The following is a 19,183-nucleotide window of genomic DNA, read 5'->3' as shown; positions in this document are numbered from 1 at the left end:
CGCGCACCCTTCACGCAGAAACAGGTCAACGGGTGATGCTCACAGCCCCAAGCCGCCGTCACTGGTGGCGCGACGCGGTGATCTACCAGGTGTACGTCCGCAGCTTCCTGGACAGCACCGGCGACGGGATCGGCGACCTCGCCGGTGTCCGGGCGGGCCTGCCGTACCTCAAGAAGCTCGGGGTCGACGGCATCTGGCTCAGCCCCTTCTACCCCTCGCCGCAGCACGACCACGGGTACGACGTCGCCGACTACTGCGACGTGGACCCCGTCTTCGGCGACCTCGCCGAGTTCGGCCTGCTCGTCGCCGACGCCCACCGCCTGGGCATCAAGGTGCTGCTGGACATCGTCCCCAACCACTGCTCCAGCGAGCACGCCTGGTTCCGCGAGGCGCTCACCTCCGCCCCCGGCAGCCGGGCCCGCGCACGCTTCCACTTCGCCGAGGGCCGCGGCCCGCACGGCGACGAGCCGCCCAACAACTGGCACGCCATGTTCGGCGGCCCCGCCTGGAGCCGGGTCACCGAGCCGGACGGCACGCCCGGCCAGTGGTACCTGCATATGTTCACGCCCGAGCAGCCGGACCTGAACTGGCGCAACCCCGAGGTCGGCGCCCACTTCAACCACGCCCTGCGCTTCTGGCTCGACCGGGGCGTCGACGGCTTCCGCATCGACGTGGCGGCCGGACTGTTCAAACACCCCGACCTGCCGGACTCCCCCGATCCCGAGGCCGACGCCCGTACCCGTGACTCGGTCAACCCGCTCGCCTGGAACCAGCCCGAGGTGCACGACGTGTGGCGCCACTGGCGGTCGGTCTGCGAGGAGTACACCGCCCGCGACGGCCGCGAGCGGCTGCTGGTCGGCGAGGTGTCGGTACCGACCGCACGTGAACACGCCCAGTACGTCCGCCCCGACGAGCTGCACCAGGCGTTCTTCTTCGACCTGCTGGGCGCGCCCTGGGACGCCGACGCCTTCCGCAAGGTGATCGACGAGGCGATGCGCGACATCGCGGGCACCGGCTCCACCGTCACCTGGGTGCTCAACAACCACGACCAGGTGCGCACGGTCACCCGGTACGGCGAGTCCGGCACCGAGGGCAGCGGGCTCGGGGTCGCCCGGGCGCGCGCCGCCGCCCTGCTGATGCTGGCCCTGCCCGGTGCCGCGTACATCTACCAGGGCGAGGAGCTGGGCCTGCCGGAGGTCGTGGACCTGCCGGACGAGGTGCTCACCGACCCGATCTTCCGGCGCACCGGCAGCCGGGCCCGGATCCGCGACGGCTGCCGCGTACCGCTGCCGTGGTCGGGGCACGCGTCCCCGTTCGGTTTCAGCACCGGGGCGGAGAGCGCCAAGCCGTGGCTGCCACAGCCCGGCTGGTTCGCCGAGCACGCCACCGACCGGGCCCTCGCCGACACCCGCTCGTTCTGGCACCTGTACCGCGAGGGCCTTCAACTGCGGCACGGACTGCCGCAGTTGGGCGAGGGCACCTTGCGGTGGCTGGACGCGCCACCGGGCGTCCTGGCCTTCCTGCGCGGCGACGGGCTCGTCTGCGCCGTGAACTTCACCGCCGCGTCGGTGCCCGCACCGGCCGCCGGCGCCCCCCTGCTGTCCAGCGGCCCCTGCCCGGCCGGCGTACTGCCCGGATCCACCGCCGCCTGGTGGATCAGTGACCACACCACCTCGGAGGTATGACGATGACGTTGCGACGACGGACGGCGATGGCGTGCTGCTCGGCGCTCACCCTGGCACTCGGGGCGACCGCCTGCGGCGGCGGCCCGGTGAGCGCGGGCGGCGGCGGCAAGGAGCTCAGCGGCCAGACCCTGAACGTGGCCGGTGTCTGGTCCGGCGCCGAGCAGAAGAACTTCCAGAAGGTGCTGGACGCCTTCACCGAGAAGACCGGTGCCAAGACCCAGTTCACCTCGACCGGCGACAATGTCTCCACCGTCGTCGGCAGCAAGATCGAGGGCGGCAACGCACCCGACGTGGTGATGGTCCCCCAGGTCGGTGTGCTCCAGCAGTTCGCCCGGCAGAAGTGGCTCAAGCCGCTCTCGGACACCGCGAAGAAGTCCGTCGACGCCAACTACGCGCCGGTGTGGAAGAACTACGGCTCCGTCGACGGCACCCTGTACGGCCTGTACTTCAAGGCCGCCCACAAGTCCACCGTCTGGTACAGCCCGGAGGCGTTCGAGCAGGCGGGCGTGGAGCCGCCGAAGACGTACGAGGAGATGCTCAAGGCCGGGCAGGCGGTCTCCGACTCGGGCCTGCCGGCCTTCGCGGTCGCCGGTGAGGACGGCTGGACGCTCACCGACTGGTTCGAGAACATCTACCTCTCCCAGGCCGGACCCGAGAAGTACGACAAGCTCGCCCGGCACGAGATCAAGTGGACCGACCCGACCGTGGTGAAGGCGCTGACCACCCTCGGCGCGCTCTTCTCGGACAAGAAGCTGATCGCGGGCGGCCAGAAGGGCGCGCTCGGCACCGATTTCCCCGGCTCGGTCGAGAAGGTCTTCGGCCCGAAGCCCGAGGCCGGGATGGTGTACGAGGGCGACTTCGTCGCCGGCATCGCCAAGGACCAGTTCGGCAGGAAGATCGGCGAGGACGCCACCTTCTTCCCCTTCCCCGCGGTCGCGGGCGGCACCGCGCCGGTGGTCAGCGGCGGCGACGCGGCCGTCGTCCTGAAGGACGGCAGGAACCAGAAGGCCGCGATGGCGTTCATGGAGTACCTCGCGACGCCGGAGGCCGCCGCGGTGTGGGCCGAGGCGGGCGGTTTCCTGTCGCCGAACAAGAAGCTCGACCTCGGCTCCTACGGCGACGACACGCTGCGCGAGACGGCCAAGTCGCTGATAAATGCCGGGGATTCGGTGCGCTTCGACATGTCGGACCAGGCTCCGGCGGCGTTCGGCGGCACCAAGGGCGTGGGCGAGTGGAAGATCCTCCAGGACTTCCTGCGCGACGCGTCGAACCCGGCCGGCACCGCCGCGGCGCTGGAGGCCGCGGCGGCCAAGGCGTACAAGAGCTGAGGCGGCCGTCATGACCACAGTCACCGCTCCCCCGCCACCCCGGGCCGACGCCGCGAAGGACGGCCGGCGGGACTCCGGTCCCCGGGACCGGGCCCGGCGGCGCAGGCGGATCATCGCCGTCGCGTTCGTGCTGCCGGCGCTGCTGCTGCTCGGCGCGCTGGTCGTCTATCCCGTGCTGTTCTCGGTGGGCCGCAGCTTCTTCGACGCGTCGGGCACCGAGTTCGTCGGCGGGGGCAACTACGCGGAGATGTTCCGCGACCCGGCCACCCTGACCGCCATCCGCAACAGCGCCGTCTGGGTGGTCGTCGCACCGACGCTGCTGACCGGTCTGGGGCTGATCCTCGCGGTGCTGGTGGAGAAGGTCCGCTGGGCGACCGCGTTCAAGCTGCTGCTGTTCATGCCGATGGCCGTCTCCTTCCTCGCGGCCGGCATCATCTTCCGCCTCGCGTACGAGGAGGACCCGGACAAGGGCGTGCTGAACGCGGCGGTGGTCGGCGTGCACGACGTGTTCCAGGACTCCTCGTCGTACCCGAAGGCCCGGGCTCGCGAGGGCCAGGGGCTCGAGAAGCGGCCGGACGGCTCGTACGGCACGGCCGGCACGGTCTCCCCGGGGCAGAGCGTCGCCCTCGGCTTCGTCGGCGTGCCGCCCAAGGAGCTGCCCGCCGACGCGAAGCCGGCGGCGGGCGGCACGGCCGGTCCGAAGGACGTGGCCGGCACGGTCTACCTCGACTTCACGCCCGGCGGCGGCGGGCGGCCCGGTGCCGTCGACGCCGGGGAGCGGGGACTTCCCGGCATGACGGTGGAGGCGGCGCGCGACGGGCAGACCGTCGCCACCGCGACCACCGCGGCCGACGGAACGTTCCGCTTCCCCGGCCTCGGGGCGGGCGCGTACACGGTCCGGCTGCCGGCGGAGAACTTCGCGCCGCCGTACGAAGGCGTCTCCTGGCTCGGTCCCGCGCTGGTCACTCCGGCCATCATCGGCGCGTACCTGTGGATCTGGACGGGCTTCGCGATGGTGCTCATCGGCGCCGGTCTGTCGTCCCTGCCGCGCGACGCCCTGGAGGCGGCGCGGATGGACGGGGCGAACGAGTGGCAGGTCTTCCGCCGGATCACCGTGCCGCTCCTCGCACCCGTGCTGACCGTCGTCTTCGTGACGCTGGTGATCAATGTGATGAAGGTCTTCGACCTGATCTACATCATCGCGCCGGGGCCGGTGCAGGAGGACGCCACGGTCCTCGCCACCCAGATGTGGCTCGTCTCCTTCGGCGGCGGCAACAACCAGGGGCTCGGCAGCGCGCTCGGTGTGCTGCTCCTGCTCCTCGTGATCCCCGCGATGGTGTTCAACGTCCGACGCTTCCGCAGGAGTCAGTCATGAGTGCGACCGCGACGATGCCGGGCGGCAGGCTGCGCCGCTGGCTGGGCAACGGCCTGGTCCAGGCGTTCCTGGCCGTGGTCGGCCTGGTCTGGGTGACCCCGGTCGCCGGGCTGCTGCTGTCCTCGCTGCGCTCGGCGAGCGACAACGCGGCCGGCGGCTGGTGGACGGCGCTGACCGGGCCCGGTCAGCTCTCCCTGGACAACTACACCGCCCTCCTGGGCAACGCGGGCATCACCCGGGCCTTCTGGAACACGGTGCTGATCTCGGTGCCGACGACCGTCCTGGTCGTCGTCGTCGCGGCGCTCGCCGGATACGCCTTCGCCTGGCTGGAGTTCCCTGGCCGGGACTGGATCTTCCTGGGCGTGGTGGCCCTGCTCGTGGTGCCGGTGCAGGTGGGTCTGCTGCCGGTGGCGAAGCTGTTCGGGCAGCTGGGGCTGTTCGGCACGATCCCGGGCGTGGTGCTCTTCCACGTCGCCTACGGGCTGCCGTTCGCCGTCTTCCTGCTGCGCAACTACTTCGCCGACATCCCGCGCGAGATGCTGGAGGCGGCGCGGATGGACGGAGGCGGCGAGTGGCGGATCTTCACGCGGCTCGTGCTGCCGGTGGGCCGCCCGGCGATCGCCAGCCTGGCGATCTTCCAGTTCCTCTGGGTGTGGAACGACATGCTGGTGGCGCTGCTCTTCGCCGACAGCTCCTCGCAGCCGCTGACGGTGGAACTCCAGTCGCAGGTACGGCAGTTCGGCAGCAACATCGATGTCCTCGCGCCGGGTGCCTTCCTCTCCCTGATCGTGCCGGTGGTGGTCTTCTTCGCCTTCCAGCGCCACTTCGTGCAGGGAGTGATGGCGGGTTCGGTGAAGTGACCGCACGGTCGGGGGTCTCGCGCGCCGGCGCGGGGCCCCCCGGCCATGTGCGGCGACCGCCTCAGGGGGAGACGGCGGTCCGGTCGCCGTCGCCCGCGCCGTACTCCGTGCAGGCGTCGACGAGCCAGGTGGCCAGGTAGGACGCGAAGGAGGAGCGGACCAGGAGCCGGACGTCGGCGGCCGCCTCTCTCCATACGACGAGGGTGACCGGGGCCTGTGCGAGAAGCGTGGTGAGGCACGAGCCGACGGGTGTCACCCGCGGGTCCAGGTCGATGGCACAGCCGTGGGCCAGGACCGTGCGGACGAGGTGCCCGGACAGGGCCAGTGTGGTGCGCTGCGCCGAGACGTCGGTGACGGTGGCGAACTCCTCACCGATGGCCGCCCGCAACCGCCCGACGAGGGCATCCTGCCGGTCCTCGGGGGCCACGAGCAGCCATTCGTCCGGGCCCATCCACAGCACCTCGACCTCGCCCGCCGTCCCGGCGCGCAGGGGGCCCGGCAGGGTGGTGTCCAGCGCGGCCTCGACGGCCCGGGCCGCCGGGCCGCCGGGTCGCGCCCGCAGGGTGAGCTGGGTCAGGAAGGGCAGTTCCCGCGCCCGCAGGCCGGCGGGGAGCCCCGCCAGGCGGTCCCGCCACGCGGAGAGCGGGCTGTGGCGCGTGGGCGTCTCAACCGTCACGGCGAGCTCCCTCCTTGTCGAAGAGCACGGGGTCGGTCACGGTCACCGGGACGGTCCGGCCGTCCAGCGGGACGTAGAGGGTCTCGCCGATGCGCCGGGTTCCCGAGCGCACCAGGGCCAGGGCGAAGGTCCGCCGCAGGGCGTCGCTGCGGTAGCTGGAGGTGACATGGCCCAGCATGGGGACCGGTGGCGCGGGAACGGTGCTGGTGGCGATGAGCTGGGCTCCTTCGGGCAGCAGCACGTGCTCGTCCGCCGGCAGCAGGCCCACCAGCTGCTTGCGGTCGTCGCGCCGGTTCTCCCGGCGGGAGAAGGACCGCTTGCCGACGAAGTCCGGCTTCTTCTTCGACACCACCCACGCCATGCCCAGGTCCTGCGGGGTGACGGTGCCGTCGGTGTCCTGCCCGATGATCGGGTACGCCTTCTCGGCGCGCAGCACGTGCATGGCCTCGGTGCCGTACGGGGTGATGCCGAACGCGCCGCCGGCGGCGTACAGGGCCTTCCACACGGTGATGCCGTCCCAGGCGGGCACGTTGATCTCGTAGGCGAGTTCACCGGAGAAGCTGATGCGGCACACCCGCGCCGGGATGCCGGCGACGCTGGTGTCGCGCCAGGTCATGAACGGGAAGGCGTCGTTGTCGACGTCCAGCCCGGGGGCCACCAGGGCCAGCACGTCGCGGGAGCGGGGGCCGACCAGGGGGATGGTCGCCCAGTGCTCGGTGACGGAGGTGAGGTGGACGCGCAGGTCGGGCCACTCCGTCTGGAGCCACTCCTCCATCCACTCCAGGACCCTGGCGGCGTTGCCCGTGGTCGTGGTCAGCAGGAACTCCTGCTCGGCCACCCGGATCACGGTGCCGTCGTCGAGGGCCATGCCGTCGACGCCGCACATCACGCCGTAGCGGATCCGGCCGGTCCCGAGCGTGCTCATCATGTTCGTGTAGAGCCGGTCGAGGAGTACGCCGGCGTCCGGGCCCTGCACATTGATCTTGCCGAGCGTGGAGGCGTCCATCATGGCGACGCCCGTGCGGGCCGCCCGGCACTCGCGCAGCACCGCCTCGTCCATGGTCTCGCCCGCCCGCGGGTAGTACCAGGGACGCTTCCACTGGCCGACGTCCTCGAACAGGGCGCCGTGCTCGACATGCCAGGGGTGCAGCGCGGTCACCCGGACCGGATCGAACAGCTCTCCGCGGTTGCGGCCGGCGAGGGCGGCGAAGGCCACGGGCACGGCGGGCGGACGCAGGCGCGTGGTGCCCAGGTCGGCGACGTCGACTCCCAGCGCCTCGGCGACGATGCCCGAGGTCATCACGCCCGAGGTGCGGCCCTGGTCGTGGGCGGTGCCGATGGTGGTGTAGCGCTTGACGTGCTCCACCGACCTGAGGCCCGCCCCGGTCGCCCGCAGCACGTCGGCGACGACGGCGTCGCGCTGGAGGTCGACGAACTGGTGCGCGCCGTCCGGGTCCCGCCGGCTCGGGACGCGCCACAGCACCCGGCCGGGCACCGCGTCCGGTAGCGGCGCGGTGGCCGGCTGGCCGATCGTCGGGGCGGCCCGGCCGAGGGCCGTCAGCGCCTGCCCGGCGGCGTCCGCGCCGTCGGCCAGACAGCCGACCAGGGTGAAGGTGCCGCTCGCCGCTCCCGCCGTACGGACGCTGTCCAGCGCCTGCGCGGGCACGAAGGCTCCGATGCCGGCGTCGTAGCGCAGGGCGCCGCGCGCCTGGCTGAACAGGGCCACGGACGGGTTCCAGCCACCGGAGACGAGCAGCAGGTCGCAGTCGATGCCGTGCCGGCCGCCGAGGAGGCGGTCCTGGCCGTAGGGGGCGACGTGGGCGCGGGAGACGCGCTCGATGCCGCTGGTTCCGGTGACGACGTGACCGGCGTGTACGTCGATGCCGCGCTCGCCGCAGGCGGCGCGCCAGTGGGCCGGCGCCTCCTCGCGGGCGTCGATCACCGCGGCGATCACGATCCCCGCGTCGGCCAGTTCGAGCGCGGCCGGATAGGCGCTGTCGTTCGTGGTGAACACGACGGCCCGCTCTCCGGGCAGGACACCGAAGCGGTTGAGGTAGGTGCGCGCCGAGCCGGCCAGCATGACGCCGGGCCGGTCGTTGTCGTCGAAGGCGACGGGCCGTTCGTGGGCGCCGGTGGCGTGGACGACCTGCCGGGCGCGGACGCGCCAGATCCGCTGCCGTGAGAGGTGGGCGGGCGCGGCGGCGCCGAGGTGGTCGGTGCGCTTCTCCAGGGCGAGGACGAGTCCGTCGTCGTAGTGGCCGAAGGCGGTGGTGCGTCGCAGGATCCGCACGTCGGGGCAGGATTCGAGCTCGGCGACGACACCGTCGACCCAGGCGGTCGCCGGTGCGCCGTCGAGGAGTTCCCGGCTGCCGAGGAGGGATCCGCCGGGCTGGGGGAGCTCGTCGACGAGGATCACCCGGGCCCCGGAGCGTGCGGCCGCCAGGGTGGCGGACACTCCCGCCGGGCCGGCGCCGACGACCAGGACGTCGCAGTGGGCGTGCAGGGAGTCGTAGCGCGCCGGGTCCGGCTCGCCGCTCAGCCGGCCCCGGCCGGACAGGCCCCGTGCGACGAGGCCGTCGTACAGCTCCACGGTGGTGGCCGTGAGCATGGGCTCGGGGAAGGGGGCCTCGATCTGCACGAGCGCGTTGGGCTCTTCGGCTCCGGCGGCCAGGACACCGCGCGGCCTGCCGTACCTGATGCTGTTCGCCACGTGGTGCACCCCGTTGGCCAGCAGGGCGGAGGCGAGGGTGTCGCCGGGGTGCCCGGTGTAGGCGGTGCCGTCGAAGGTGAAGGAGAGGGTGGTGTCGCGGTCGATGCGGCCACGCTCGGATCGACCGGGGGCGCGGAACGGGTTGTTCATCGGCCGGCCTCCTGGCTCTCCCGCCGCGGTGCTGCGGGTGCGGTGCTCGGGGTGAGGGGGTGCTCGGCGCTGGGCTGGTGCTCCGTCAGGAACTGGTGGGTGGCGGTGTCGCGCAGGGCGTCGAACCAGCGCCGGCAGCCGGCCGCGTGCACCCACCGCTCGGCGAAGGGGCCTTGGGGGTTGTCGCGGAAGAAGACGTAGCGCGCCCACTGCTCGTCGTCGAGCGCGTACGGGTCGGCGGGGTAGGCGACGTGCGCCTGTCCGCCGTAGTGGAACTCGGTCTCCTCGCGCTCACCGCACCAGGGGCAGGCTATGAGTTGCATGTGAACCTCCTTGACCGGAGCGGGCGTCAGTGGGCGACGGCGGCGGCGCCGTGCTCGTCGACCAGGGCTCCGGTGGTGAACCGGTCGAGGGTGAAGGGCGCGTTGTACGGGTGCGGTTCGCCGGTGGCGATGGTGTGGGCGTAGCACCAGCCGACCCCGGGGGTGGCCTTGAAACCGCCGGTGCCCCAGCCGCAGTTGAGGTAGAGGTTCTCGACGCGGGTCGTACCGACGATGGGAGAGGCGTCCGGAGTGACGTCGACGACGCCGGCCCAGGTGCGCAGCATGTGGGCGCGGGCGAAGACGGGGAAGAGCTCCAGTGCGGCGGCCATCTGGCGCTCCAGGATGTGGAACGCGCCGCGCTGGCCGTAGCCGTTGTAGCTGTCGATGCCGGCTCCCATGACGAGTTCGCCCTTGTGGGCCTGGGAGACGTACACGTGCACGGCGTTGGACATGACCACGGTGGGGTGCACCGGTTCGAGCAGTTCCGAGACCAGCGCCTGCAGGGGGTGGCTCTGCAGCGGGAGGCGCAGGCCGGCCATGGAGGCGAGGACGGAGGAGTGTCCGGCGGCGGCGAGCGCGACCTTTCCGGCGGCGATGTCGCCCCGCGTGGTCCGCACTCCCGTGACGCGGCCGCCCCGGATGTCGATGCCGGTGACTTGGCAGTCCTGGATGAGGTCGATGCCGTAGGCGTCGGCCCTGCGGGCGAAGCCCCAGGCGACGTAGTCGTGCTTGGCGATGCCGGCGCGCGGCTGGTAGGTGGCGCCGAGGACCGGATGGCGCACATCGGGCGAGATGTCGACGATGGGGCAGACCTTGGCGACCTCGTCCGGCTCCAGCCACTCGGCGTCGATGCCGTTGAGCTGGTTGGCGTAGACCCGGCGCTTGCTGTCGCGGATGTCCTGCGGGCTGTGGGCCAGGTTGAGGACGCCGCGCTGACTGAACATGATCGGGTGGTCGAGATCCTCTTCGAGGGTCTCCCACAGCTTCAGCGAGTGCTCGTAGATGCCGGAGCTCTCGTCCCACAGGTAGTTGGAGCGGATGATGGTGGTGTTCCGGGCCATGTTGCCGCCCGCGAGCCATCCCTTCTCCAGGACCGCGATGTTCGTGATGCCGTGGTTCTTGGCGAGGTAGTAGGCGGTGGCCAGGCCGTGCCCGCCGCCGCCGACGATGACGACGTCGTAGGACGGCTTGGGGCCGGGGTTGCGCCACAGGAAGTCGGGGTGGTCGGGCAGGGCGTCACCGGAAGCGCCGGTGTACGGGTGCGTCACTGGCCGGCCTCCTGGGCGGCGGGGGACAGCGGGAGGCGGTCGGTCAGGTGGCGGGCCGCTCGCGGGTCGGGGGTGTGGGCGGTCATGGGAACTCCCTCGGGACCGACTGAAAGACGACTGATATATCAATTGCGGCGTGTGCGACACTAGGAGCGCGGACCGGGCGCGTCAAGGGAGGGTGCGGTGACTTCTTCGACCGCGGCCGGTGACGGCCGGGGAACGCTGGCCGACCAGGCCTACCGCTCCCTCTCCGACCGGCTCGTGACCCTTCGGATCCGGCCCGGGGAGCCCCTCAACGACGAGCGGATCGCCGCCGAGCTCGGCTTCGGGCGCACCCCGGTCCGCGAGGCCCTCAAGCGGCTGGAGCACGAGCGCCTCATCGTCGCCTATCCGCGGCGCGGCACCTTCGCCACCGAGGTGCAGATCGCCGATCTCGGCCACATCTCGGAGGTCCGTCAGCGGCTCGAGCCGCTCGCCGCGGCCCTGGCGGCCGAACGCGCCACCGAGAGCGACCGCGAGGGACTCGACCGGTTGCTGGCACAGCTGGCGGACACCCCCGACGGCGGCGCGGACCTGATCCGGGTCGACATGACCCTGCACCGCGCCGTCTACGCCGCGACCCGCAACCCGTACCTCGAGGACACCTTGGTCAGGTACGACAACCTGGCCACCCGGATCTGGTGCCTGTTCATCGACCGGCTGCCGGGCCTCGCGGGCCACGTGCACGAGCACGGGCCGCTGCTGCGCGCCATCATCGACCGCGACGCGGAGAAGGCGGCGGACCTCGCCGCGCGCCACGTGGCGGGGTTCGAGGCGGCGATCCGCGGCGTCATCTGAGGAACCGCGGCGCGCGCCGGAGCCAGGCGGACGCACGGACGGAACACCCCCGTGCACGGCCGTCCGCCCGCTTCAGCGCAGGCTGGCGCCCTGTGAGCGGAGTTCCCGCTGGACCGCGTCGGGCGCGACGTCCCGGGGCCGTTTGCCCTGGACCGACGCGAGAGCCGCGCAGACGCCGGCGGCCTGGCCGGTCGCCATCGAGATCGGCATGACGCGGTAGGAGGAATGGGCCACGTGGTCACCGGAGATACAACGTCCGGCGACCAGCACGCGGTCCACGTCACGGGGGAAGAGGCAGCGAAGGGGGATGTCGTAGGACTCGCCGCGCGGAAGCCGTTTCAGCGTGGTGCCGCGGCCGCTCGGGTTGTGGATGTCCACGGGGTAGGCGCCGCGGGCGATGGCGTCGTCGAAGGTGCGGGCGGTCAGCACGTCCTCGCCCGTGAGCTGGTACTCGCCCACGATCCGGCGCGTCTCCCGGACACCGACCTGGACACCGCTCTGGACGACGTACGAGTCGGCGAAGCCCGGCACGCGGCCGCGCAGGAAGCGCGCGATCTGCGCCATCTGGCGGTGCGCGGCGAACTCGGCGCGGGTGAGGTCCCACACGCTGGTGCCGACGACCTCGGTGACGCGGGTGGAGTTCACCGCCACCTCCCCCGTGTTCGGGGTGGCGAAGAAGAGCATGTCCTCGCGGGGAAGGTCCAGTTCCCCGGCGTCGGTGGCGGCGCGGACGAGGTCCCACAGCCCGTGCACGCCCTTCCACTGGTCCGGGTTGGCCCGGGCGTACGCGGCGAACTCCTCCTGGTCGAAGCGGACCATGCGGAACATCAGGGTCATGGGCTGCGTCCAGCCGTCCTCGGGCCGGCCGATCTCGTAGGCGGCTCCGGCCGCGGCGGCGATGTCACCGTCCCCGGTGCAGTCGACGATCACGTCCGCGTCGATGACGAGCGGCCCCGACTTGGTCTCGAACACCGCCCGTGCGCGGTCGGGCAGGGGGACCACCCCGGAGGCGAAGGCGTGCAGCAGGGTGCGGACCTCGTGCGTCTCCAGCAGCTCGTACACGACCAGCTTGAAGAGCTCCGCGTCGAACGGCACCGTGTAGCCGGTCTCGACCGACGGGCGGATCGCCGCCCCGGCGCGCACCAGCTGGTCGAGGAGGACCCACAGCACGCCGCCGACGACCGGTTCGCCCTCGCCGTGGTCGGGGGGCAGCAGGCGGGCGGCGTCACCGGTCACGGCCTGCTTGACCTCGTTGTGGAAGCTCATCAGCGGCATCACGAGCGCGGCGGTGGCGTTGCCGCCGAGGAATCCGTACCGCTCCACGAGGGTGACCTGAGCGCCCGCGTTCGCGGCGCCGAGGGCCGCGCCGATGCCGGCCGGGCCGCCGCCGACGACGAGCACCTGGGTGGAGCCGGCGTGCAGAGCCTGGCGCGGCGGCAGCTCCACGCTCCGGGGGACGCGGGGCGGCATCAGGTAGGACACGTTGTCTCCCTCGGGGCCGGTGGCCGGCAGGTTCAGCCGGCCGGGAACGCGGACGTCGGCGCGGTGCGGAGTGCCAGGGGTCGGGGGGCGGTGCGGTCCAGGTAGGCGAGGAGCAGATCGGCGGTCTGGGCGGCCCGCAGCCTCATCGCCGCGGTACGGGCGGCCGTGTGTGCCGCGCGGGCGGGCCGCTCGTCCCACAGGCGGTCCACTTCGGCCAGGAGCAGTCCCGCGTTCTCCCGGACGACGCCGCGCAGGGCGGGGGCGCCGATCTGCTGGGCGAAGTCGAAGACCTTTCCGGCGTAGGGCAGGGGCAGCAGGGGGATCTGGGCGAGCGCGGCGAAGATCAGGAAGTGCAGCCGCATGCCGATGGCGAGGTCCAGCCGCTGGACGATGTCGATGACCTGCTGCGGGCGGTAGGTGCCGTGCAGGACCGTGCAGCGTCCGGCGTCGGCCATGTGGGACGCGACGGCGTGCGAGTGCCGGATGTCGTCGTGTTCCATGGGGACGAAGACGACATGGGCGTCCAGCCGGTTGACGAGGAAGTCGCCGACGTTGGCGAGGAGTTGGTGGTATCCCTCCTCGTCGAGGTGCTCCGCCGCGCGGCCCGGCTCGCGCACGCTCATCCCGACGAGCCGCACTCCGCCGGGTACGGCCTCGGCCCGGAGCAGTTCGCCGCCGCCGTCGCCGGGCCGCAGGAGCAGCGCCGGGTCGGCGGTGACCGTGATGGGGCGGTTCAGCCCGGCCTCTTCGAGGACCAGCTTCGACTCCTCGTCGCGGACCGTCACCTCGGCCGCCTCGGAGAGGGTCGTGCGGACCCAGGTGCAGTCGACCTCGTCGGTGAGGGGGCCGGCGCCGACGGCATAGGTGAAGACGGGCACGCCGTGGTCCTGAGCGGTTCGCGCCAGCCGGAGGTACCGGCGTGCCTCGGTGTTGTAGAGGATGCCGCCCCCGCCGAGCACGAGCACGGTGAGGTCCCGCAGGTGTCCGCTGATCCGCTCCCTGTTCACGCCTTCCCACGCCACCACCTCGACGCCCGGATGGGCGACGCGGCTGTGGTCGGGGTTGCGGGAGAACAGCACCACGCGGGCGTCCGGACGTCCGGCCCCGATGCGGTCCAGCATGGCGGTGAGGATCGCCTCGTCGCCCACGTTGCGTCCGCCGTAGGAACCCAGCACTCCTACGGTGACGCCGTTTCCGTCGCCCATGATCGGCCCCTCGTGAACCTGTTTGCGCGCTCCTCCACCAGTTCACCCCATCGCGAGATTTACGCATCTCGAGATACGGCGGGGGCCGGGAGCGTGACGAACGGAGTAAGGGGTGGTGACCCCGTACCCGCCCCGTCGTTCAGCCTGAGCGGATCGGGAACGACGAAAGGTCACTCTGTGGACGGCGCGGAACGTAGGAACGGGACGGACCGGAGCACGGGCCGATGGGCGTACATCGGCTCGTTCACCTCGGGCGGCGGCAAGGGCATCACGGTCGCGACCGTGGACGAGGCCGGCGGCGCCCTGGCCCCGCGTACGACCGTCGGCACCGTGCGGAACCCCGCGTGTCTCGCGCTCGCACCCGAGACCGGGGTCCTCTACGCGGTGAGCGACACGGAAGAGGGCGGGGTCGCCGCCTTCCGGGCGGAAGCCGGCGGGCTCACCGCTCTGGGCCCGGTGGTGGAGGTGGGCGGGTCCGGTCCCACCCATCTCAGTGTGGCGGGGGGACGGCTGCTGACCGCCAACTACGCCTCCGGCAGCGTCAGCACCCTCCCGGTGGGCCCCGACGGCGGCGTCTGCGGTCCTCCCTTCGTGCTGGCGCACCACGGCTCCGGCCCCGACCCGGAGAGGCAGCGGGGGCCCCACGCCCACCAGGTGCTCCCCGACCCCGGCGGCCGGTGGGTGGTGAGCGTGGACCTGGGGACCGACTCGGTACGGGTCTGCGCGCTCGACCGGACCACCGGAGTGCTCAGGGCGCACACCGAGACGGTGCTCCGGGCCGGGTCGGGCCCGCGTCACCTCGCCTTCCATCCGGACGGCGAGGTGGTGTACGTGCTCCACGAACTGGAACCGCAGATGACGGTCTGCCGTTGGGAGGCGGAGTCCGGGCACCTGGAACCGCTGTCGGAGGTCGCCGTCGACTCCGACGGTGTCCCGGAGGGGGAACGTGCCTACCCCTCCGTCGTGTCCGTCTCCTCCGACGGGCGGTTCCTCCGGGCGGCGGTGCGGGGCAGCAACAGGATCCTGACGTACTCCGTCGCCGAGAACGCGGAGAAGCCGCAGCTCGTGGACGGCGTCGACTGCGGCGGCAGCTGGCCGCGCGATCTGGTGACCGACCCGTCGGGTCGCCGGGTGTACGTCGCCAACGAGTGGTCCGGGGACATCACCTGGTTCGACGCGGACCCGCGGACCGGGCGGCTGCGCCGTGCGGGCGCGGTGGAGGTGCCGGCGGCCGCCTGCGTGGTCTTCGCCTGAGCCGGAGGCGGGAGCAGCCGGTCGTCTCGGCATGTCCGCAGAACCGGCAGGCCGCGTCAGGCCGGCGGGCTCCCCCGTCGGCCGTCCCGCGTGCCCGCCCAGGGTGTGCGCGGGACCCTGGAGGCATGGCACGAGCCAACGACCAGGTCGAGGCGCTGCTCCAGGAGTACGCCGACCTCATCGCGATCAGGGGCGGGGAGGCCTTCAAGGCCCGCGCCTACGAGAAGGCCGCCCGCGCCATCGGCGGCCATCCGGAGGACGTGTCGGAACTCGACGCCAAGGCGCTGCGCGAGATCCCGAACGTCGGCAGGTCGGTCGCCGACAAGGTGCTTGAGTATCTGCGCACCGGCCGCATGACCGTCGTCGAGGAGGCCAGGGCGTCCGTACCGGCGGGCGTACGGGAGCTGATCACGATTCCCGGGCTCGGGCCGCGTAAGGCCATGGTCCTGTACGAGGAGCTGGGCGTCAGCTCCGTCGACCAGCTGCTCGACGCCATCCACCGGGAACGGCTGCGCGAGCTGAAGGGCTTCGGCGAGCGGACCGAGGCCAACATCCTGCACGGCATCTCCGTACTGCGCGGCGCCGGCAGCGGCCGGATCCTGGTCAACGCGGCCATGGACGTCGCCGAACAGCTCGTGGCCGAACTGTCGGGCATCCCGGGCTGCGAGCGGTGCGCGTACGCCGGGTCCCTGCGCCGAATGAGGGAGACCATCGGCGATGTGGACATCCTGGTGGCGGCGGACCGGTCCGGCCCGTTCATGGAAGCCCTCACGGCGTTCCCGCACACGGCCGAGGTCATCGCGCACGGACAGAAGAAGACGTCCGTTCGGACCACCACCGGTCTCCAGGTGGATCTACGGGTCCTTCCCCCCGCCTCCTGGGGCGCCGGACTGCAGTACTTCACCGGCTCCAAGGCGCACAACATCCGTACGCGCGAACTCGCCGTACGGCAGGGTCTCAAGCTCTCGGAGTACGGGCTCTTCGACGTGGAGAGCGGCGAGAGCGTCACCTCCGAGACGGAGGAGGCGGTCTACGCGAGGCTCGGACTGCCCTGGATACCCCCGACCCTGCGCGAGGACCGGGGCGAGATCGCGGCCGGGCTGCGCGGCGAACTGCCCGACCTGGTCACCGAGAAGGACATCCGCGGCGATCTGCACACCCACACCGACCTCACCGACGGGCTGGCGCCGCTGGAGGACATGATCGCGGCCGCCGCGGCCCGGGGCTACGCGTACTACGCGGTGACCGACCACGCCCCGAACCTGTACATGCAGCGTATGACCAGCGAGAAGATCCTCGCCCAGCGCGAGCGGGTACGCGCCCTCGACGGCACCCGCCACAGGATGCGGCTGCTGCACGGCACGGAGCTCAACATCGGGCCCGACGGCGCCCTGGACTGGCCGGACGAGTTCCTCGGGGAGTTCGACATCTGCGTCGCCTCGGTCCACTCCCACTTCAACCAGAGCAGACAGGAGCTCACCCGCCGTCTCATCCGCGCCTGCGAGAACCCGCACGTCGCGGTCATCGGCCATCCCACCACCCGCCGGATCGGCAAACGCCCGGGCATCGACGCCGATTTCGACGCGGTCTTCGCCGCCTGCGCCCGGTCGGGCACCGCTCTGGAGATCAACGCGCATCCCGAGCGTCTCGACCTGTGCGACGAGGACATCCTGCGGGCGAGACGGTACGGCGTGAAGTTCGCCGTGAACTCCGACGCGCACACGACCACGCATCTGCCCTACCTGCGGTACGGGGTGGCGACGGCGCAGCGCGGCTGGCTGACGAAGGACGACGTCATCAACGCCTGGCCGCTCCCGAGGCTGCGCCGGTTCCTCGCCAAGAAGGACGGCTGAGGCGGGATGGGGCCGGGTGTGAGCGGGCCCTTCGGCGGGCCGAGTATCTCGTGCCTCGCTGGGTAGGCGCCGACCGGCTTCTCGTGGAGCGACAGGGAGGTTTTCCCATGAGCACACCGAGCAACCCGGACCCGGACCCGCGTGCCACCCCAGGACTCGAACCGGGCGGCGGCGTCCCGCCCGGAGAGACCCCTCCGGCCGAAGCCGGTACGGGCACCGGCACCGGCCCCTACCGGCCGCCGCGGCGCGGCTGGGGGCGAGGACCCCTGCTCATCGTGTGGATCCTCGCCGCCGTGTGCGCGCTGTTCTTCCTCGTGTACGCCATCGTGCTGGCGACCCGGTGACCGACCGGCCGGGTGGCTGACCGTCCGGGAAACAGCGTGGACGCCGAGGGACGGCAGGGGCAAGCACCTCCGGAATCCCCGGAGGTGCCGTCCGTCCGGCTGAGAAAGCCTCGCGTCAGGGGTGGTCGCGGCGCTGGTCCGGCGGGACCCCGCCGCCTTCGCCGCCGCCCTTGCCGCCCTTGTCCGTACCGTGGGCCCTGCCCCGCCCACCCGTGCCGGGTGCCTGCCGCGCCTTGAGCTCGGCGCTGTCCTGCGGGGTCGCGCCTCCCTTGTCACTGCGCCGCTGCTCACGGCTCTGGGGATTGCTCATCACGTCTCCTCAGTCCTCTTCGCCTCGACGCTCGCCCTTGGGTCCGCGACCTCGCTCCGACCGCGGTCCGCTGCCGCGCAGGCCTTCGTCGCGCCGCAGCGTCTCGTTGGCCCGGCCGTTCGCCTGCTGGTCGGAGACCCCGGACGATTCCGCGTCCTTGCGGAGCCTGGCGCGCCGTGTGTCGTACTTCTTGCTTCCGGGCTCGGGCACGGCGACCACCTCCTCCTCAGGCTCCCGTGCCCGGTGCGAAAGGGGGTAAACCGGGGTGAAAAAGCGATTGCGGTGAGTAGCGCTGCTGGACGCGGTAGCAGCCGGTCCGGACGCCGGGCGCGCTCCCGCATCCGCACCACGCCCCATCGCGGCATTTCACCCGGTCAGCCGGTTTCGCGTGGCGGAGCGGATCCGTGTGAAGCACGCTGGAGCTCCCTACCAGCTCCCCCGGACAGCGCCCCTCGGGCGCGCGGGGGTGCCGCCGGCTTTCGGCCGCTCCGGAGCTGCGGCTCGTCTCCCCTCACATCCGCCGGAGGAGATCACCATGGCAACTTCATTCGCGTCCCGCTGGGAGCACGCGGTCGTCACGGGTGGCGCCGGCTTCGTCGGCTCGCACCTGTGCGCCGCACTGCTCGACGCGGGAGCGGCGGTGACCTGCGTCGACGACTTCAGCACCGGGCGGCGGTCGAACATCTCCCCCCTGCTCGACCACCCGGACTTCACCCTGCTGGAGGCGAACGTCTCCGAGCCCTTCCAGCTCGACCGGCCGCCCGACCTGGTGCTCCACTTCGCCTCACCCGCCTCCCCGGCGGACTATCTGCGCCTGCCCCTGCACACCCTGGAGGTCGGCAGCCTGGGCACGCGCAACGCCCTGGCCCTCGCCCGCGCCTCCGGAGCGCGTTTCGTCCTCGCCTCCACCTCCGAGGTGTACGGCGATCCGCAGGAGCATCCGCAGAGCGAGCGGTACTGGGGCAACGTGAACCCGGTCGGACCGCGCAGCGTGTACGACGAGGCCAAGCGCTTCGGCGAGGCGCTCACCACGGCCGAGGCGTCGGCGCACGGCACCGACACCGCCATCGTGCGGCTCTTCAACACCTACGGGCCCCGGATGCGCGGCTACGACGGCCGGGCCGTGCCGACCTTCGTACGGCAGGCCCTGGCCGGCGCGCCCCTGACGGTCACCGGTGACGGGCGCCAGACCCGGTCGCTGTGCTACGTCGACGACACCGTCCGGGGCATCCTCGCGGCGGCCGCCCACGGGATGCGCGGCCCCGTCAACATCGGCAACCCGGCCGAGATCACCATGCTGGACCTGGCCCGCTGGATCGTCGAACTCACGGGCTCCCGCTCGGAGATCCGGTTCATCGAGCGGCCCACCGACGATCCCGCCGTCCGCTGTCCCGACATCACGCTGGCTAGGGACAAGCTCCAGTGGGAGCCCACCGTCCCGGCGGAGGACGGGCTGCGCCGCACGATCGCCTGGTTCCGCGCCCATCAGGACGACTGAGGACCACCGACCAGCCCGCGTCCCG

At 72.2% G+C, this 19,183-nt stretch carries 17 protein-coding genes; 9 read left to right on the top strand and 8 right to left on the bottom strand.

Annotation, left to right across the window (positions count from 1 at the left end; genetic code table 11):
• Positions 1-35 precede the first annotated feature (35 nt).
• Genes ACWDX6_RS09530 through ACWDX6_RS09515 form a run of 4 tightly spaced genes read left to right on the top strand, consistent with a single transcriptional unit; the run spans position 36 to position 5,248 of the window.
• The gene (locus ACWDX6_RS09530; RefSeq protein ID WP_451484368.1) at positions 36-1,685 is read left to right on the top strand and encodes a glycoside hydrolase family 13 protein; all 1,650 of its coding nucleotides are present in this window, start codon (positions 36-38) and stop codon (positions 1,683-1,685) included.
• Positions 1,686-1,687: 2 nt separating this feature from the next.
• A complete protein-coding gene (locus ACWDX6_RS09525; RefSeq protein ID WP_451484367.1) occupies positions 1,688-3,013 on the top strand; it encodes an ABC transporter substrate-binding protein in 1,326 nt (441 codons plus the stop codon).
• A 10-nt stretch (positions 3,014-3,023) separates the two neighbouring features.
• Positions 3,024-4,388, top strand: coding sequence for a carbohydrate ABC transporter permease (locus tag ACWDX6_RS09520; protein WP_451484366.1), 1,365 nt, complete (start codon positions 3,024-3,026; stop codon positions 4,386-4,388).
• A 14-nt stretch (positions 4,389-4,402) separates the two neighbouring features.
• Positions 4,403-5,248: a carbohydrate ABC transporter permease gene (locus ACWDX6_RS09515; RefSeq protein ID WP_451484476.1), complete on the top strand. Its 846-nt coding sequence runs from the start codon at positions 4,403-4,405 to the stop codon at positions 5,246-5,248.
• A 61-nt stretch (positions 5,249-5,309) separates the two neighbouring features.
• Here the strand turns inward: ACWDX6_RS09515 and ACWDX6_RS09510 are convergent, their stop codons facing one another.
• From ACWDX6_RS09510 to ACWDX6_RS09495, 4 genes are read right to left on the bottom strand one after another with little or no spacing between them, the layout of a single operon-like run.
• Complete coding sequence (locus ACWDX6_RS09510) at positions 5,310-5,924, bottom strand: sarcosine oxidase subunit gamma (RefSeq protein ID WP_451484365.1); 615 nt, start codon at positions 5,922-5,924, stop codon at positions 5,310-5,312.
• Complete coding sequence (locus ACWDX6_RS09505; RefSeq protein ID WP_451484364.1) at positions 5,914-8,784, bottom strand: 2Fe-2S iron-sulfur cluster-binding protein; 2,871 nt, start codon at positions 8,782-8,784, stop codon at positions 5,914-5,916. The genes ACWDX6_RS09510 and ACWDX6_RS09505 overlap by 11 nt, the downstream gene beginning before the upstream one ends.
• Positions 8,781-9,107, bottom strand: coding sequence for a sarcosine oxidase subunit delta (locus ACWDX6_RS09500; RefSeq protein ID WP_451484363.1), 327 nt, complete (start codon positions 9,105-9,107; stop codon positions 8,781-8,783). The genes ACWDX6_RS09505 and ACWDX6_RS09500 overlap by 4 nt, the downstream gene beginning before the upstream one ends.
• Positions 9,108-9,133: 26 nt before the next feature.
• Entirely contained in the window at positions 9,134-10,375 is a 1,242-nt protein-coding gene (locus ACWDX6_RS09495; protein WP_451484362.1) for a sarcosine oxidase subunit beta family protein, read from the bottom strand.
• Between the two features lie 183 nt (positions 10,376-10,558).
• Between ACWDX6_RS09495 and ACWDX6_RS09490 the strand changes: the two genes are divergently transcribed.
• Positions 10,559-11,212 (top strand): GntR family transcriptional regulator, encoded by a 654-nt coding sequence (locus ACWDX6_RS09490; RefSeq protein WP_451484361.1) that lies wholly within the window; start codon positions 10,559-10,561, stop codon positions 11,210-11,212.
• A gap of 72 nt (positions 11,213-11,284) precedes the next feature.
• On the opposite strand, the gene ACWDX6_RS09485 is transcribed toward ACWDX6_RS09490, so the two are convergent.
• Together ACWDX6_RS09485 and ACWDX6_RS09480 are read right to left on the bottom strand one after the other, a co-directional pair.
• Positions 11,285-12,694, bottom strand: a complete 1,410-nt coding sequence (locus tag ACWDX6_RS09485; RefSeq protein WP_451484360.1) for an FAD-dependent oxidoreductase — start codon at positions 12,692-12,694, stop codon at positions 11,285-11,287.
• Between the two features lie 32 nt (positions 12,695-12,726).
• Complete coding sequence (locus ACWDX6_RS09480; RefSeq protein ID WP_451484359.1) at positions 12,727-13,899, bottom strand: polysaccharide pyruvyl transferase family protein; 1,173 nt, start codon at positions 13,897-13,899, stop codon at positions 12,727-12,729.
• 177 nt (positions 13,900-14,076) lie between these two features.
• Here ACWDX6_RS09480 and ACWDX6_RS09475 point away from each other — a divergent pair, with 177 nt between their 5' ends.
• The 3 genes from ACWDX6_RS09475 to ACWDX6_RS09465 all read left to right on the top strand — a co-directional run bounded on the left by ACWDX6_RS09475 (position 14,077) and on the right by ACWDX6_RS09465 (position 17,350).
• Positions 14,077-15,153 (top strand): lactonase family protein, encoded by a 1,077-nt coding sequence (locus ACWDX6_RS09475; RefSeq protein ID WP_451484358.1) that lies wholly within the window; start codon positions 14,077-14,079, stop codon positions 15,151-15,153.
• Positions 15,154-15,278: 125 nt separating this feature from the next.
• On the top strand, positions 15,279-17,006 hold the full coding sequence (gene polX, locus ACWDX6_RS09470) for a DNA polymerase/3'-5' exonuclease PolX (RefSeq protein ID WP_451484357.1): 1,728 nt from the start codon (positions 15,279-15,281) through the stop codon (positions 17,004-17,006).
• Positions 17,007-17,113: 107 nt separating this feature from the next.
• Positions 17,114-17,350 carry a DUF6480 family protein gene (locus ACWDX6_RS09465; protein WP_451484356.1) on the top strand — a complete coding sequence of 79 codons (237 nt, stop codon included), beginning with the start codon at positions 17,114-17,116 and terminating at the stop codon, positions 17,348-17,350.
• Between the two features lie 115 nt (positions 17,351-17,465).
• Here the strand turns inward: ACWDX6_RS09465 and ACWDX6_RS09460 are convergent, their stop codons facing one another.
• Together ACWDX6_RS09460 and ACWDX6_RS09455 are read right to left on the bottom strand one after the other, a co-directional pair.
• On the bottom strand, positions 17,466-17,660 hold the full coding sequence (locus tag ACWDX6_RS09460) for a hypothetical protein (RefSeq protein ID WP_451484355.1): 195 nt from the start codon (positions 17,658-17,660) through the stop codon (positions 17,466-17,468).
• 9 nt (positions 17,661-17,669) lie between these two features.
• Positions 17,670-17,870, bottom strand: a complete 201-nt coding sequence (locus tag ACWDX6_RS09455; RefSeq protein WP_451484354.1) for a hypothetical protein — start codon at positions 17,868-17,870, stop codon at positions 17,670-17,672.
• A 325-nt stretch (positions 17,871-18,195) separates the two neighbouring features.
• Here ACWDX6_RS09455 and ACWDX6_RS09450 point away from each other — a divergent pair, with 325 nt between their 5' ends.
• Positions 18,196-19,158, top strand: a complete 963-nt coding sequence (locus ACWDX6_RS09450) for a UDP-glucuronic acid decarboxylase family protein (RefSeq protein WP_451484353.1) — start codon at positions 18,196-18,198, stop codon at positions 19,156-19,158.
• The last annotated feature ends 25 nt before the right edge of the window (positions 19,159-19,183 follow it).

This window comes from Streptomyces sp. NPDC003027 (assembly GCF_053591435.1).
Note: the sequence above shows the minus strand (reverse complement) of the source record. Positions and strands in the feature narration are given on the sequence as shown.